Source organism: Microcoleus asticus IPMA8 (assembly GCF_013179805.1).
Taxonomy (GTDB): Bacteria; Cyanobacteriota; Cyanobacteriia; order Cyanobacteriales; family Microcoleaceae; genus Microcoleus; species Microcoleus asticus.
In genome coordinates this window covers 1-14855 of the sequence record NZ_SRRZ01000158.1, presented here as the reverse complement: position 1 = coordinate 14855, position 14855 = coordinate 1, and the positions used below count along the sequence as shown (strand labels likewise).

Sequence of the window (14855 nt, the reverse complement as noted above, 5' to 3'; positions counted from 1 at the left end):
TTTTCTTTACCTCATCTTTATTTGACGATTTTACTAGCTTTTTCATTTTAACTCTTTTTTGACACATTCGCAAAAGTGAGATGCACCCTCCCTAACACTCTTAATCAGCTTGTTTTTGAGCCTTCACAGCCCCGCAACACCCGCAGCCCTAAAACCAAGGATACTAGCGTTTACAGCCATCCAGATGCGCGACAGCGAGGTGAGAAACAATTTATTTGCCGTCAATGCTAACGCTTGGGCCCGCTGCCAACTTGCACCTAATTAATATAGATGTTAGCCCTACCCTAGTTTGGTCCCCCAACGGTCAGCGACTGGCTTTCGTTAGCGGAGACACCGACATCTATACAGTCAATGCTGACGGTTCCCAACTCACTAAACAGTTTGCTGGAGATGCTTGCAAAGCAGCTAATTTTGCAATAGCCTGGTTCTCCAACAGCCAGAAACTTCTTTTTGCCCGTTCTTGCGACAGTTTTACCTCTGATACTCCCGGCAGCCAATCAGTTTATACAAGTGACGCTTCTGGCATTAAAGGAACTAAATTAGTTCGGAATTTGCAAGTAGGAGAATATCCGCCTAAAACAGAAATTTCATCAGAATTTTACCTTTCGCCGGACGGTCAGCAGGTAGCATTTGTCAAGGATAAAAATATCTACAAAATGAATGCCGACGGTTCGGGAATGACCAAACTAACTAAAAGTCCCGGCGAATATATATCTGGAGGCAGTCAACTTGTTTGGTCGCCCGATCGCACAAAAATTGCTTTCCTATTCGGCGCTTATCCGAAACAGCAAATTTACACAATTAATGCCGATGGAACCAACCTCAAAAATTTGACTAACAACCCGCAAAATGAGGTTTACAACGTCAAAATATTTTGGTTCCCCGACAGCAGCAGCATTGCTTGCTATTACAATAAACCGCGCGATTCAGTAGGCGAAAAGCAAGATATCTACCTGCTTGACATTAACCCGGACAAAGCCAAGAACCTCACCCAAAAACCGACAATATATAACGAAATTTCGTGGTCGCCGGATGGCCAACTTATTGCTTTCGTCGCTGGAAAGTTCACCCATCAAAAACTATACACAATCAATGCTGACGGGAACCAGCTAAATCAACTAGCTACCCGGCTATAGCCGTCGGGAATTTCAGAATTAGCTGGGTCTACTGACAGCCAGCAAATCGCTTTTATCTTAACAAAATCCCAGGTGACAAAAGCAACTTGTATGTAATTAATCGGGATGGTTCGGGATTAACTAAATTGACAAAGGGCAAAGATCTGAATGCTAGCACTCCGGTTTGGCAACCGCAATAAAGTTATGGGTTTATTAATACAGAACTTACGGAACAAGTGGTTTAATGTGCTACTTATAGCGGTAAGGTGCACACTGCAAACCTGCAATATAGAGGTTCTGCTTCCGAGAGCGTCAAATTGGGGTAGAAGCAATAATTTTTTTATCCTTTAATTCATGGTGAATTTGCAAATCATTTGACTCAAGTTCCTGGTGTTTTTCATCCTGCACCTGTTTATCAATTTTGGGCAACTTTAAAATAGCCCCAGCTAAAACCCAATAATACACGGACACTGGATCTACATCCAGCGGATAGTATTGAGGATTGATCGTAATAAATCCCACAAACACCCAAAAACTAGCTCCGTAACTCCGCAAACTTTTGTCTTTCACAGAACGGTAAGCTCTAAAAGCTAGAAAAGCTAAGTGTAAAACCATGAGTTGAAAAGCAATCATTCCGGGATAACCTAGTTCGTACATCAACTTAGGTTGGAAAGTTTCAATTAGTTGCGGGTTGCCAAATATCCGCGTTGAATTAGTCGCTCGTCCCACACCTCTACCGAAAGGTCTGTCAATGATAAAATTGTTGCTCTGCTCGAACTGATTAAAAAGAAACTGCTGGGGCGGTGCAGCATTCCAGCGACTAACAAAACTTTCCCACCGCTGCTCGATAATTCCCGGGTTAATTGCTGCACCGACAAACAGCAGAATCGCCAGTCCTGCACCGATGGGAATAAATCGTTTTAAATTAACTAATTGACCGGTGAGAACTAGCAAGATTGCCGTGGCAACTGGAACCATAACTAAAGCAGCTCTTTGACCGGAAATAACTGCATTGGCAAATACTAATGCCATGCCAAATAAACCGATAACTCGCCACCAGAATGAAGGGTCGCAAAAGGCAGAGGCAAAGGTTAGAAAAGCATTAGAAATTAAAAACCACGCCCACTGCCAAGGTGCGACAAAAGTTCCCGGTAAGCGGATAAACTTAACTTCTGGACTGAATACTAGAGAACCGCCAACAAAACATCTAGCTTGCAGTGTTGCTTTATATAATTCTTCTCCGGTCATTCCTCGGGTACCCGCGCATCTTCCACTTTGCAGCAACAGGTACTGAATCAAACCGAGAAGGCAGCAAACGATCGCCAAAATTAGGTGCATTCGACTAAAAAATACCAAATCCTTCTTAGTGCGGAGCAGATAATAGGTGCAAGCAATCAGCGGTATGTAACCTATCAATACTTTTAAGCCGAGAATTCCTTGGAGAATGGGTTTTTCGCCCTTCATAGGGTTGAGCTGCATTTCCCCGTTGACAAAAATTAAAGTCAGCATTGCCATCATCAACAGGATGCTGAAGGTAGAAAGCATTTGTTTGGGAATGAACAAGCGCAAATGTTTCTTTTTGCAGCTTTGAATTAGCGCGATGAGAGCTGGTATGTAGAAAGCATCTTTGGCCACTTGAAATGCAGCATTCCCGCCGCCAATTGCGTAAGTAATTGTACCGCTGAAAGGCAGGTAAATTAGAAAAGCCCACAAAGCTTGACGGGGGTACTTGTAGGAAAGCAGCAAGATGGCTGCGGCTGCGCCTCCTGAAATAGCAATCTTAGGGCGGGCTACGAACAACAGGGGGATGCTGACAGCAAGGCTGACTAAGCAGCTTATGGCGATTGCCTGCACCAATTCATTGCGCTTTTGTGAAGTTTTGCGTTTTTGTGCTGCTACTTCTTTTTTGCTTAGCGCTGTTGTTTTTTCACTATGCTTGTGTTTGGATTTTTTGGATTTGCGCTTGGTTTTCAACATAACTTCTAGAAGGCACTCAGATGTAGAAGGCACTCAGATGTAGAAGGTACTCAGATGTAAAAGGTAGAAGGCAGAATGAATAGAAGCAAAAATATTGCGGTAGATGTGGTTACTTATTCTTAAAGTCAAGATCGAGAAAAAGTCTCGGTCGAGATTGTGGGTGTGACGCGGGCAAAAATTAGACAGGCGACCTTGTAGAATATAACTGCTGGATCTATAATGTACAAATCTCGAAAAAATAATTTTAATCGAGCGGCAAAAATGAATATGAAATTAACAAAATTTGTATCGATCGGCTTTGCCCTTTTTTTAGGAGCAAGCGCGAGCATATTATCTAGCAGCAGTACAGCATTAGCGGCCGAAAAAATTGTCCTCACATTTGGCCCGATCAGACAAACCATCAATATCACTGACTTAGAAGAATTTGCTAAAGATGGCACGACGACCCCAACCCTCCAACAAATTATCCGGTTTTCCAAAATGGATGCGCAAGTATTGCGGGGGTTCATGGGTCTAGAAATCGGTTTAAAGCCTGCTAATCTGGCCAGGGTAGTTTACAGCACCCCGGGAGAGAAAATTACTGACGAAATCGGTCAAGCAATTCGGACTCAGCGCCGCACAGAAAGCGGCAAAGCTCTGCGGGCGGCGATGATGCTGGCGGCCGGGGACGACGGTAAGGTTTCGCTGCTGGAAATCCTGAAAAAGTATCCTCTGACCGAGGTTTACGTAGATGTTGCCAGCATTAGCGCCGCTGTTGGGAAAGTTCAGAGTTTAGCCGGAAATATGCAAAGCCTGCTTCAAGATGTGATGCGATCGACAAGTCGCACAACTGAAACAACTCGCACCGAAAGTCCGATCGAACCTCGGCGCAGCGTTCCGCCAACAACTCCGCCTCCAGCGCCGCGCCGCGCCCCCTTGCCAGCACCCGCACCGCAGCCTGTGACGCCGGTCAGAGGGCTTTGGTAAAAAATCATAAATGTGTCTTAGGGGCGGGTTTACCCCGCAGTTGTGGCATTCTGCAGACAATTTTGAGACAAAACCCGCCCCCGCCCTACCCCTATCCTAACCGCCAAGAGGGTTAGGACTCCCGAAGCAATCAATTTTTCTTGAGCAATTTTTTGAGCAACTTCGGAACCTCGGAAGGCCGAGCCGCCACAGGTATGCCCGCCTCTTCAAAAGCCGCCATTTTGTTTGGGGCCGTAACTCCAAAGGCTTTCTGGGCAGCAGCGCGAGAACTGATCAGGATGCCGGCGTGGCCCAAAGACGGCCCCTTGGGAGCGTAGCGGCCGGCCAGATAAGCAACCACGGGTTTGTCGATCGCCGAGGCGATGTAAGAAGCAGCAGCTTGTTCGCTCCATCCGTCAACTTCCCCCACCAAAACCATCGCTTCTGTACTGTCGTCTTCGTCCAAAATTTGCAGCCACTGCATAAAAGAAGAACCGACAATCGCGTCGCAGCCAATACAAACCGCCATCGACTGTCCCAACCCAGCCTCAGTCAGTTCTAGGGCAACTTCGTAAGTCAAAGTGCTGCTGCGGCTGATCACCCCCACCGGGCCGGGAGTGTAAAATTCCTTGGGGTGAGTTCCCAGCAGCAGTTTGTCGGGCACAATTATTCCCGGACCGTTAGGCCCGATTACCAAAGTTTCAGTAGCCTCTGCTTTTCTGACTAAACGCACCATATCCAGAGGAGGCACTCCCCCAGTGACGATCGCGATTTGCCGAATTCCTCCCGCGATCGCTTCTAGAGCCGCATCCAGCACCGAGTAAGCGTCTACAAAAATTACCGCAGTGTCAACGTGACCCACTGCCGCCACTGCTTGTTCTACCAAATCAAAAATTGGAATTCCCTCCATTTCCAGCCCACCCCGACCGGGACTGACACCGGCGACTACATTTGTGCCGTATGCTTTCATCATCAGGGCGGCGCGGGTTGACGCGGGAGATTCTGTAATGCCCTGTACTAGGACTTTGCTTTCAGGAGTTAAATTCATTTTTTCCCACTTGACACTCGATCTGTAAAAAGCAGAAGGCCTTCATCTGTAGAGAAATCTCGTTTTTTGCCGATCGACTGCCGCTACTTGACTGAGGATACAGAAGCGGCTGCCGCTTCATCCAAAGTGCTAGCTAGCTGCACCGGCAACTGTCCCAAACGCTTTTTAACAGCATCAGCATCGATCTCTACCAGGCGCAGCACAACTTGGATGTGGCGGTTAGCGCGAGCTTTCCGTTCCAAATAGCCGGCTACTGCGGCGATTATTTCCTCCGTCTTGGAGGCGCTGCCCAAAATATTTACAAGTATCACCTTAACGCTTTTATCCTGAGCGGCTAACTCCAGACCCAAATCCGCGCGGTCGCGCAGGGCATTTGCTGCATCGTAGCGCTCTAGGGAACCCATATTCACAAAATTAGCCGGTTTTCCTCCTTGGTGGGTTACAGCATCCAGAGTTGCCATTGTCAGGCCCACTCCGTTGCACAAAATCCCGATATTCCCGTCTAGTTCGATTAATTGCAGGGATTCGGAATTCGAGATTGGGGATTGAGATTTGGGGTCAAACTCCGGCGATTGCTGAACCTTCGAGTGGGAATGGGGGCGATCGCCAGGGACATGGAGACTTCTCCTTTCCCGTGCCAACCCGCCCAAGAGCCTATTCTCCGAGAGTGCTGCCAAATCTGGATGTCGCCCCAAGGCCTCGTCGTTGGCGGTGACTTTACCGTCTAAAGCCATTACCTCTCCCGTCGGACTGATGCCGAGAGGATTGATTTCTACTAAATCTAAATCTTTTTCAACAAACAGCCGGTACATTTTCTCGACAATGGTGCTCACGGATTGAATCAAGTCTCCCTGCAATCCCATTTTCAGCGTGAGACGCCTCGCGTAGAATGGGGAAAATTCCTGGTCTACGGCAACTTGCTGCATTTGCTCGATCGACCCTTCGACATCCATGCCTCCTTGTCTCGAACCCAGAAGAACCGGGCGTCGCGCTACGGGGTCTAGGAGTACCGCTAAGTACAATTCTTGGTCGGCGTTGTACTTTGCTTCTGCCAGCAGGACTTGGGGATATTCATTCTCGATCGGCAAATTAAAAATTGTTTGGGCGGCAGCTACTGCATCGATCGTATTTTCCACAAACTTGATACCGCCCGCCCGGCCCCGTCCCCCAGCCCGCACTTGCGATTTGAGTACAACGGGGTAGGGAATTTTTAGTCCTTTGAGGTCGGCGGGATTGTCAATCCGCTGCGACGGCAAAATCGGAATTGCCATCTGGCGAAATAAAGATTTAGCTTGGTACTCTAACAAATCCATTATCAATTACGGGTGACGGGTAGTTGGCAACAAGCAATTCGTCCTAATTGGCAATTCATAATTAATAGATAGTAATTGGTTTTTTGTCAAGTTAAAAGTTAAAAATTTTCGCTTTTATCTTTTAATTTTCGACTTTTGTATTGCCCATTACTTATTCGCTATTACCCCTCGCCGATTACCTATTACCTAAGCTGTTTCAAAGTGTTTTTTTCTCGGAATTGCCAAATTTTACTTTTAGGCTCTGGTGGGGACATATTTGGCGAGCTTTGGTGTTTTTTTGTCTCCGAAAATCTTCGGACTTTGGGCAATACTGTGCCGAGATATTTATGCTAATTGTTTACTTGATGCTACTAGCAGCGCCTTGATGGACGGTTTTAACCCATTTGAGCCGCTTGGGCCGCACCGCAATTCGAGCCGTCACAGTCCCTACCAACAGCCAGTGGAACATATACACAGTACCCCGCAGCGTTTGCAGCAAGGTGACAAAAACTCGCCTTACCTCAAATTTGGTCTCTTTGCGAGTGCGACGCAAACCGACAAACATTCCCACCACTGACAAAGTAAGGGTCATCACAGTTAGGGGACTGGCGATCGGCATCCGGCGCAGCGCAATTGACATCAAAAAGTCGGGTAGCGCTACTGTGGGCAAGAAATATTGAGATACCCAAAATCCAAATAAATCCCAAGTTTTCCGAGTTCCCATGCGGTTGCGCACAATTAGCCGCCAGTAGTCAAGATAACGCTGATAGCCGCCTTCTGCCCAGCGATTGCGCTGGTGCCACAGAGCGCGAGCGTTAGTGACTCCTTCTTCTGACACGGCTGGGAAAGCCAGAAATTCAATGTCCCATTGGTCTAGGTGCAGCCTCACCGTCAAATCCAGGTCGTCGGTAATCGTTTCCTCGTTCCAGCCGCCGCAGCGTTCCAAGGCGTTGCGACGCATGAATTGGCCGTTACCGCGCAATTCTCCAATGCCGCCGATCGCAATCCGCTGCTGTTGGAAAAAACTGTCGAGAGCCATTTCTGCTTCTTGGCCGCGAGTCCACAAATTTACCGAAGCATTGGCGATGGCTTTTCTGACTTGCACTGCTCCTACCTGTTCTCTATCGAACACCGGCAGCACCCGGCGCAGCAAATCCGGCGTTACTGTCGCGTCGGCGTCAAATATCCCCACAAATTCCCCGCGAGTCAGCGGCAACACTTGATTCAGGGCTCCCGACTTGCCGCCGCTGGCATTTGCTCCTCTGCGAAATACTTTGAGCTGGGGGTACTTTTTGGTGAGCTGTTCCAATACTAGCGGCGTGGCGTCGCTGCTGTGATCGTCGATCGCCCAAACTTCGTAGCGGTCGATCGGATAGTCTACATTGCAGATTGATTCTACGAATCTGGCAATCACCGCTTCCTCATTTTTCGCCGCCACCAGCAGCGACACGTAGGGCCAATCCTCTCGACTTTCATCGGCAAGAGGCGGCAGTGCGGGCTTGGGCGAAGCAAACAAAACTCGAAATGCGTGCATCCACAGCAGTCCGGTCAACCCCCACACTAACCACGCACCCCAAGAAATCAAGTGCAGGGCGATCGTGCCGCCCCAAATCGCAGTCAGCACTGCGGCGGCTTTTCCGCGGCGTCCCCGGTACAGATTTTGAGGAAAAGAGGGAGTTCCCGGCACAGACACCGCAACCGGGAGCTTTGCTTTTGTTTCCGCGTCAAACACCCTGTCGCCAATGTCTGGTATCGCAAATACTTTGCCGAGCTTCGAGTTCGAGGTCAAACTCTTGAGCTCTTCTTGAGCTAAATCAGAGATGTCCAAGTTAAGCTCGCTGCGAGCGTCGTTTTCTGGCCAAGAACTCTGCTGCATAGGTTACTTGATTCAACCACCAATAGTTTTTGATTTTAGAGATAAGTATTTACTGTACCAGTTTCTGGTCTTTTGTCGAAAGCACACGGGAGGACAAGCAGCGGCCTGGCTGCTTGTCCTCCCGTGTAAACGGGCATTGCATAGATTATTTGGGATGACTTTTGCTTGCGATCGACCTGGAATATCTGCTAGTTTTTTCTGGGGATCTCAACTATCTGTTAGTAATAATTGTCTGAGGTGGAAATATGTCTATTCCTCAACTCAAGCCAGCCGACGACAAAGAAGTGAAAGTCTACGCGCCTTTCTGTCAAGAGCCCAGGCGCAAGTTTTTACCGCACGCTATTGGCCTCTACAAGCTCAAAAGCTTGGAGGGGGCAAGAAAAATTGACGGCGGCGACGATGTGCCGTTTGTCGCTAGTTGGAATATCTCGTCGCTGCCGATCGACTTAACCCGCTGTCGGGTGTTGTTTGACGGCAATGCTGAACTCAGCTACGAAGTGACTATGCAAAGCTCTGAGTTTGTCAGTTGCTTAATTGAGGTACTCCTGACTTTTCAGCGGACTCGTACCGTCGATTTTTCTAAAACGTTTTACCGCAAGCTGATGCGCATGGATGAATAACTTTCACCGCAGCCGCCCTGCCGAAAGTTCGCAATTGACAATCAAGCAATTCAATCCGGGGCCCCCGGATTGATTCGTGTATCGATAAAAAAGATCCGAATCCCGATCGCCAGCCCCTGGATTTATCAGTGGGGTCGCTTTCTTCAATCTAAAATCTAAAATCTAAAATCTAAAATCGATTGACGGGCGCCATAACTGGCGCACCAATAGTCTAACGCCACCGGGACGGCGACATTACATGATTGGTGCGCCAGTCCTTTTTGAGAAGCGGGATAGTAACTGAGTTCTTGACATTATTCTCAAGAATCCCTTTGGGCGCGAGCACTTATCCCCACCGCTTGCAGCAAATCTACAGCAGTTTTCCGTTGAGCGCGATACAGATTTCGCCTAGGGATTCAGACAAAGCCTGAGTCCCTACCTGTATTTCATGCCATCGAAAACTGCTGTATTTGTTGTGGAACCAGCGCACAAGCCTATTTCCGACATTATTTGTGCAAGCGAGTGCGATCGCGCAATCCGATTTCGTTCAACTTGTGCGGCTCGGTAGCTGAGAAGAAAGCACTGTATATCCGCCCAAGGAAACTCAATCTACAGCCCTTGAACTGCGATCGGGCTGGCATCGCAATCAGCCTTTGGCCTGCTGCCGAAATGCCAGCCCACCCCACCCCACAATTTATGTGTTTAGAAGCTAGAAGCCCGCTCCTAAGCAGCTTACCGCTTGCAGGCAAGATATCAGTTTGGACGAGGGCGATCGCACTAATAATTAATAACTAATAATACATATCCGTTTTCAATTGTATGCAAAACTGACTAGACACAGACCATGCTCTCTCCCTACCGAATACTTATATTTTATAGATATAAAACAGCCCTCAATTCCCCGGTCAAGGCTTTTGTAGGGATAAAAAATCCCATTTATACCGTGCTGCTTTTATTTAATACGGCTCGTACTCAATGTTTAAAAAACGCAATCAAATTTGCTAAATACAGTCATAAAAGAAAGACTTAACAAGGCGATTATTATCTCTAATAGAGTTTTTAAACAATGCGAAAACAATCTGAGAAAAGCAATTTTTACAAAAAAAATAGGTAAAAAATCCCAAGAGAAGGGGTATCAACAGGTGAATAAAAGTTTCACTCAAAAAAACATTCTACGCAAAAGCGACAAAATCGAGTATAATAGCATTGCCAAATTGAGTCGCAGTGCAGAAATACTGTTGAATAAACTAAAATTCTTGAAATAGACAGGTGCAAATTGAGGAGTGAAGGCGTACCCAAATTGACTAAATATTTGCTGATCGGTTCCACAAAAGCTTACAGCGGCAAGTCCGCGATCGCCCTGGGGATGGCACTCGGACTCCGGGCAAAAGGACTGGGCGTCGCCTACGGCAAACCTCTGGGAACCTGTTTCAGCTCCGAGGGAGCTGGGATCGAGGACGAAGACGTGCGGTTCGCGGTAGAGACGCTGAAGCTCTCAGAAAGTCAGATGCCGTCAACACTGCTGTATTTGGACGAAGAGACGGTTCACAAACGTTTGCGGGGAGAAGACGAGACAGATTATCGCCAGTCTTTATCGCAATATTTGCAAGATCCCAGCGGAGACTTGGTGCTGTTAGAAGGCCCAGCTAATTTGGAGGAAGGCAGTCTGTTTGACTTGTCTTTAGCTCAAGTCGCTGAGGCAGTTGATGCCTCTGTGCTCTTGGTAGCCCGCCCGATGGATCTGTATATAGACGATTTGCTGTCGGCTAAGGGGCGTTTGGGTTCGCGCTTGGCTGGGGTGGTACTCAACGACGTTCCCTCGGACAAACTCGAAGCGGTAACGGCGACTGTGCGGCCTTTTCTGGAGGCACAGGGCATTCCAGTTTTGGGAATGCTGCCGAGAAGCGCTTTGCTGCGAAGTGTCAGTGTCAAAGAACTGGTGCACCAATTGAAAGCTGACGTGCTCTGCCGTCGAGACCGTTTGGACTTGATGGTGGAAACCTTGACAATTGGCGCGATGAATGTGAGTTCTGCTCTGAAATATTTCCGCAAAGCGAGAAATATGGCCGTGGTGACGGGGGGCGATCGCACGGACATTCAGCTAGCGGCTCTGGAAAGCTCGACTCAGTGCTTAATTTTGACAGGCCACTTGCCTCCTTCTCCCCTAGTGATCGGCAGGGCAGAAGAAATGGAAATTCCAGTTTTGTCTGTTGATTTGGATACTTTAACCACGGTAGAAATTATCGACAGCACCTTTGGCAGCGTGCGGCTGCACGAACCGATCAAGGTGGAATGCGTTACTCAGCTAATGGCAGAACATTTTGACCTGGAGCGTCTGATGGCATCTTTGAGCCTGGGCGATCGAGTCCATTAATAAGGCTGCCGGATCTCAGGTAAGAAGGTATTCGGCAGTAGGCATTCGGCAGAGAGAATTTTTTGTTTAAATAAATAAAAAGCCAAAATTCTTAAATTCTCAATTTTTCTTGAATTCTACTTTGAGCTCCGGCTGCCGAATGCCTTCAGACATTCTGCCTTCTGGCTTCCTCAAATCTCCCCATCTTCTCGTCAAATCTCGTCAATCAGCAATTCTTAACTTCTTTTTGGCGGCAATGGCTAGTGAGTCTGCTAAAATCCACAACGTAGTTTTATTTAATTTAATAAATTCTTTGAGTCAATCAATTGAGCTACCCAGAGTAGATGATTTTTTACAAGAACTTGCGGCGATCCAGCAAACCAGCTCCAAGCGGATTGCTCTTTTGGGTTCTCGCCACGTTCCTATTACCCACCAGCAGCTAATTGAGATGCTGAGCTACGCCATAGTTCTGGGAGGCAATCAGCTCATCACTTCTGGCGCTACAGGCACCAATTCAGCCGCAATTCGGGGGGCAATGCGAGCAGATCCTAATCTGCTGACGGTGATTTTGCCGCAAAGCATGAGCCGCCAGCCCCGGGAGTCTCGCGACCAACTCGAACAAGTGATACATTTGGTAGAAAATCCCAAAAATGACAGTTTGTCTCTCCCGGAAGCAAGCGCCATGTGCAATCAGGAGATTATTTCTCGCTGTCAGCAACTGATCTGTTTTGCTTTTCACGAAAGCCACACTTTGCTGAAAACTTGCCAGGATGCGGAGGAACAGCGCAAGGTGGTTACTCTGTTCTATTTTGATTGAACTGCGAGGCGGATGATGCTGTTGGGATTGCCTGTGCCTGTTATTCTGCTTGATTGTATTGCTGCTGCTGCTGCGCTGGTTTACGCACCGTTTTTGGTGGTTGCGTTCGCCCGCTTGCAGCTAGGCTACGACCAAGCAGCCCCTCGCGCTATGTTTGAGAAGTTGCCTGCTTACGCTCAGCGGGCAACTTGGGCTCACCAAAATTCGTTTGAGACGTTTATGCTGTTTTCAGCGGCGGCTTTGATGGCTTTTGTGACGGGGGTAGATGCGGCAGCGGCGGGCTGGGCTGCGATCGCTTTTACGATCGCCCGGTTGTTGTTTTCGGTTTTCTATATTCTGAATGTGCCGCTGGGGCGATCGCTCATGTTTGCGATTAGTTCTTCTTGCACAGCTACTTTATTCTATTTCAGTTTAATGGCTGTTAATGGCTAATTGTTATTAGTCACTGGTAATTAGTCATTAGTCATTAGTTAAGAGACACTTAATTAATGACTAATTACCAACTACCAATTACCCATTACCAACTACCAATTACCCATTACCAATTACTAATTTATGGCTGCTAGTTATTCATTTGATATTGTCAGCGATTTCGATCGGCAAGAGTTAGTTAATGCTGTTGACCAAACAGTCCGGGAAATTCAAAGCCGATACGACTTGAAAGATACCAAAACAACCGTGGAATTGGGCGCAGAATCCATTACTGTCAATACGGACAGCGAATTTACTCTCGATGCGATTCACACTGTTTTGCAAACTAAAGCCGCCAAGCGCAATTTATCTTTGAAAATTTTTGATTACGGCAAAGCTGAACCTGCTAGCGGCAGTCGGGTGCGCCAAGAAATCAAACTCAAAAAAGGGATTGACCAGGAAATTGCCAAAAAAATCACTAAATTAATTCGAGATGAGTTTAAAAAGATTCAAGGATCGATTCAAGGAGATGCAGTACGGGTGTCTGCTAAGGATAAAGATGATTTGCAGTTGGTGATTCAACGCTTGAAGCAAGAAGATTATCCGGTGGCTTTGCAGTTTACAAATTACAGGTAAATTTTTGAAAGCTAAGTATGGGATTCCCAGTTGTGCGATCGCCTCTTTGAGTGCGATAGAAATTGTGCTGCGCTGGCTGGACTTCGGAAATTTTGCTTTGTTGCAAGCTGATGCTGATGCTGACTAGATATTTGCACCGAATCAACTTGTATATCGCTTTGGCAATAGACTTCTGTACAATCAGTTTTCTCAACGGTCTGAACAAATCGATTCAGCCAAGCCTGAAGCTACTATGAGAATTTTGATGACAGGAGATTCGGCGATCAATGGGAATAATACCACGGATCGGATACAAACATTACAGAATTGTTGGCACCGCGTTTGTTGGGCATCAAAAAGCAGGTTCAGGTGCTGAATGCTTCTGCGGGCTTTTGGGGAATTGGCAATCAATTGGGATATATTTGCAAGTTTGGCACTTTTGAAAGCGATGGTGTGATATTGCAAATTGGTACTCACGATTTGCTACAACCTCCAAGTAGCAGCGCGGGGTTTAAAAATAACCCCCTGATGCCGAATCGCCGACCGTTATTGGCAATGCAAGAAGAGTTTGACAGATACGTTATGCTCCGATTTTCCAGTGTTTTTGTGCCGAATTACCCTGTGGCTGATGTGCCGGTGGCCGAAGCGCAACGGTTTAGGGAAAATATGCAGCGATAGCAAATAGTGGCTTTGGTGCGAGATCGAAATATTCCGTTGTTTGTGTTGTATACTTGCGATCGCTCCGATTTACTGCCGATACCGAATCAGCCAAGGTTTAAATCTGAGCTTGTCGATCGGCTAAAAGCTTTGAAAATTCCAGTCACAGACACTCACGCAGCCTGGTCAAAATTGCCGAAAACCACGGTAGAAAGTTATTTTCGGGATGGCATACACCCCACAGCCCCAGCCTATCAATCAATCGCAGATTTAGTATTTCAGCAGTTGCGTACTGAGAAAAAATTAGCTGCTTGCTCATTAACTAATACCAACTCTGAAAAGTAGTGCCACACATATATTTTACGCGATCGTCTGTAAGGAAACGGTATTGCCCTTTCCCGATCCGGCTCGGCGAATTTCAATAATTGGTGGAAAATTTAATTGTGTAGCAATATCCGATCGAAATTGATATTAAATATCTAAACTCATGACAAGAATTTCTTGATGGTACAAGCCCCCGGATTTATCCGTGGAATCAATCCAAAATCTAAAATCTAAAATCCTCAAGCCCCCGAATTTGTCCGTGGGGTAAATCCAAAATCCAAAATCTAAAATCTAAAATCGAATGACTCTTTTAGTCTCAATTTTATCGGCACTTGCTGCAAGTTTGTCACACTTAACCGGCGTAAATCCTGTGGCGCTGACTGCCGATGGAAAACCGGGTTTCTGCATCCACGACTATATTTTACGTTGTTTTAACTGGATCTATTTAGCTGCCGAAAGATGGGATGGACATCAGGATGTCTGTGATGGATGGCGGCGCAGCCACAAAATACGTCAAATATATCACCAAAGCCAATGCTACAGCTTTAATTTGTTTTAACGGCGAGTGTTGTGGAAGAAGAAAGAGCGATTCCTCTTTCACCAGGTTGTAAAGAACATATAATTTTTGCAACATTAACTAAACATTTAGGGGGAAAATATATTTATGAGGCAATGCAATCCCATAATGGTGATAATCTAACGAAAGCAGAAGCAACATCAGAAACATTTAAAGTAAGGAATGAAAATTTAATAACTTTAGCGTCTGCTAAATAGTCGGAACTGCACGATAATTCCATTTGGGTAGATAGTCATCAAAAATAATTTT

General features: G+C 46.8%; 16 protein-coding genes. 12 read left to right on the top strand and 4 right to left on the bottom strand.

What is annotated here, in order from left to right; translation table 11 throughout:
- Nucleotides 1-224 precede the first annotated feature (224 nt).
- A complete protein-coding gene (locus E5S67_RS28250; RefSeq protein ID WP_216670771.1) occupies nucleotides 225-1136 on the top strand; it encodes a DPP IV N-terminal domain-containing protein in 912 nt (303 codons plus the stop codon).
- Nucleotides 1137-1427: 291 nt separating this feature from the next.
- Here E5S67_RS28250 and hpsL read toward each other — a convergent pair whose 3' ends face one another.
- Entirely contained in the window at nucleotides 1428-3092 is a 1665-nt protein-coding gene (gene hpsL, locus E5S67_RS28245; RefSeq protein WP_172192254.1) for a hormogonium polysaccharide biosynthesis protein HpsL, read from the bottom strand.
- Between the two features lie 267 nt (nucleotides 3093-3359).
- On the opposite strand from hpsL, the gene E5S67_RS28240 reads away from it, so the two are divergent.
- Nucleotides 3360-4058, top strand: coding sequence for an alpha/beta hydrolase (locus E5S67_RS28240; RefSeq protein WP_246277017.1), 699 nt, complete (start codon nucleotides 3360-3362; stop codon nucleotides 4056-4058).
- A 130-nt stretch (nucleotides 4059-4188) separates the two neighbouring features.
- Here the strand turns inward: E5S67_RS28240 and E5S67_RS28235 are convergent, their stop codons facing one another.
- The 3 genes from E5S67_RS28235 to E5S67_RS28225 form a co-directional block, all read right to left on the bottom strand.
- A complete protein-coding gene (locus E5S67_RS28235) occupies nucleotides 4189-5085 on the bottom strand; it encodes a succinate--CoA ligase subunit alpha (protein ID WP_172192250.1) in 897 nt (298 codons plus the stop codon).
- An 83-nt stretch (nucleotides 5086-5168) separates the two neighbouring features.
- Complete coding sequence (locus E5S67_RS28230) at nucleotides 5169-6398, bottom strand: succinate--CoA ligase subunit beta (protein ID WP_172192248.1); 1230 nt, start codon at nucleotides 6396-6398, stop codon at nucleotides 5169-5171.
- 337 nt (nucleotides 6399-6735) lie between these two features.
- On the bottom strand, nucleotides 6736-8253 hold the full coding sequence (locus tag E5S67_RS28225) for a glycosyltransferase family 2 protein (protein WP_172192246.1): 1518 nt from the start codon (nucleotides 8251-8253) through the stop codon (nucleotides 6736-6738).
- Between the two features lie 245 nt (nucleotides 8254-8498).
- Here E5S67_RS28225 and ebsA point away from each other — a divergent pair, with 245 nt between their 5' ends.
- From ebsA to E5S67_RS28185, 10 genes are all read left to right on the top strand, one after another.
- Nucleotides 8499-8873, top strand: a complete 375-nt coding sequence (ebsA, locus tag E5S67_RS28220; RefSeq protein WP_172192244.1) for a type IV pilus biogenesis protein EbsA — start codon at nucleotides 8499-8501, stop codon at nucleotides 8871-8873.
- Between the two features lie 1255 nt (nucleotides 8874-10128).
- Nucleotides 10129-11226, top strand: a complete 1098-nt coding sequence (locus tag E5S67_RS28215; RefSeq protein WP_172192242.1) for a phosphotransacetylase family protein — start codon at nucleotides 10129-10131, stop codon at nucleotides 11224-11226.
- A 292-nt stretch (nucleotides 11227-11518) separates the two neighbouring features.
- Nucleotides 11519-12022: a hypothetical protein gene (locus tag E5S67_RS28210; RefSeq protein ID WP_039887610.1), complete on the top strand. Its 504-nt coding sequence runs from the start codon at nucleotides 11519-11521 to the stop codon at nucleotides 12020-12022.
- 15 nt (nucleotides 12023-12037) lie between these two features.
- Entirely contained in the window at nucleotides 12038-12454 is a 417-nt protein-coding gene (locus E5S67_RS28205; RefSeq protein WP_172192258.1) for an MAPEG family protein, read from the top strand.
- A 123-nt stretch (nucleotides 12455-12577) separates the two neighbouring features.
- Nucleotides 12578-13069, top strand: a complete 492-nt coding sequence (locus tag E5S67_RS28200) for a YajQ family cyclic di-GMP-binding protein (protein ID WP_172192240.1) — start codon at nucleotides 12578-12580, stop codon at nucleotides 13067-13069.
- 4 nt (nucleotides 13070-13073) lie between these two features.
- Complete coding sequence (locus E5S67_RS34210) at nucleotides 13074-13196, top strand: hypothetical protein (RefSeq protein ID WP_281363584.1); 123 nt, start codon at nucleotides 13074-13076, stop codon at nucleotides 13194-13196.
- 182 nt (nucleotides 13197-13378) lie between these two features.
- Nucleotides 13379-13726, top strand: a complete 348-nt coding sequence (locus E5S67_RS32805; RefSeq protein ID WP_216670770.1) for a hypothetical protein — start codon at nucleotides 13379-13381, stop codon at nucleotides 13724-13726.
- 6 nt (nucleotides 13727-13732) lie between these two features.
- Nucleotides 13733-14050: an SGNH/GDSL hydrolase family protein gene (locus tag E5S67_RS32800; protein ID WP_216670769.1), complete on the top strand. Its 318-nt coding sequence runs from the start codon at nucleotides 13733-13735 to the stop codon at nucleotides 14048-14050.
- Between the two features lie 280 nt (nucleotides 14051-14330).
- On the top strand, nucleotides 14331-14588 hold the full coding sequence (locus tag E5S67_RS28190; RefSeq protein WP_172192238.1) for a hypothetical protein: 258 nt from the start codon (nucleotides 14331-14333) through the stop codon (nucleotides 14586-14588).
- Nucleotides 14589-14599: 11 nt separating this feature from the next.
- Nucleotides 14600-14803: a hypothetical protein gene (locus E5S67_RS28185; protein ID WP_172192236.1), complete on the top strand. Its 204-nt coding sequence runs from the start codon at nucleotides 14600-14602 to the stop codon at nucleotides 14801-14803.
- Nucleotides 14804-14855 lie beyond the last annotated feature (52 nt).

What these genes read in the sequence shown, in the direction of transcription:
- E5S67_RS28250 (WP_216670771.1), top strand. Translation starts at nt 225, where the DNA reads ATGCTAACGCTTGGGCCCGCTGCCAACTTGCACCTAATTAATATAGAT.
- hpsL (WP_172192254.1), bottom strand. Translation starts at nt 3,092, where the DNA reads ATGTTGAAAACCAAGCGCAAATCCAAAAAATCCAAACACAAGCATAGT.
- E5S67_RS28240 (WP_246277017.1), top strand. Translation starts at nt 3,360, where the DNA reads ATGAAATTAACAAAATTTGTATCGATCGGCTTTGCCCTTTTTTTAGGA.
- E5S67_RS28235 (WP_172192250.1), bottom strand. Translation starts at nt 5,085, where the DNA reads ATGAATTTAACTCCTGAAAGCAAAGTCCTAGTACAGGGCATTACAGAA.
- E5S67_RS28230 (WP_172192248.1), bottom strand. Translation starts at nt 6,398, where the DNA reads ATGGATTTGTTAGAGTACCAAGCTAAATCTTTATTTCGCCAGATGGCA.
- E5S67_RS28225 (WP_172192246.1), bottom strand. Translation starts at nt 8,253, where the DNA reads ATGCAGCAGAGTTCTTGGCCAGAAAACGACGCTCGCAGCGAGCTTAAC.
- ebsA (WP_172192244.1), top strand. Translation starts at nt 8,499, where the DNA reads ATGTCTATTCCTCAACTCAAGCCAGCCGACGACAAAGAAGTGAAAGTC.
- E5S67_RS28205 (WP_172192258.1), top strand. Translation starts at nt 12,038, where the DNA reads ATGCTGTTGGGATTGCCTGTGCCTGTTATTCTGCTTGATTGTATTGCT.
- E5S67_RS28200 (WP_172192240.1), top strand. Translation starts at nt 12,578, where the DNA reads ATGGCTGCTAGTTATTCATTTGATATTGTCAGCGATTTCGATCGGCAA.
- E5S67_RS28190 (WP_172192238.1), top strand. Translation starts at nt 14,331, where the DNA reads ATGACTCTTTTAGTCTCAATTTTATCGGCACTTGCTGCAAGTTTGTCA.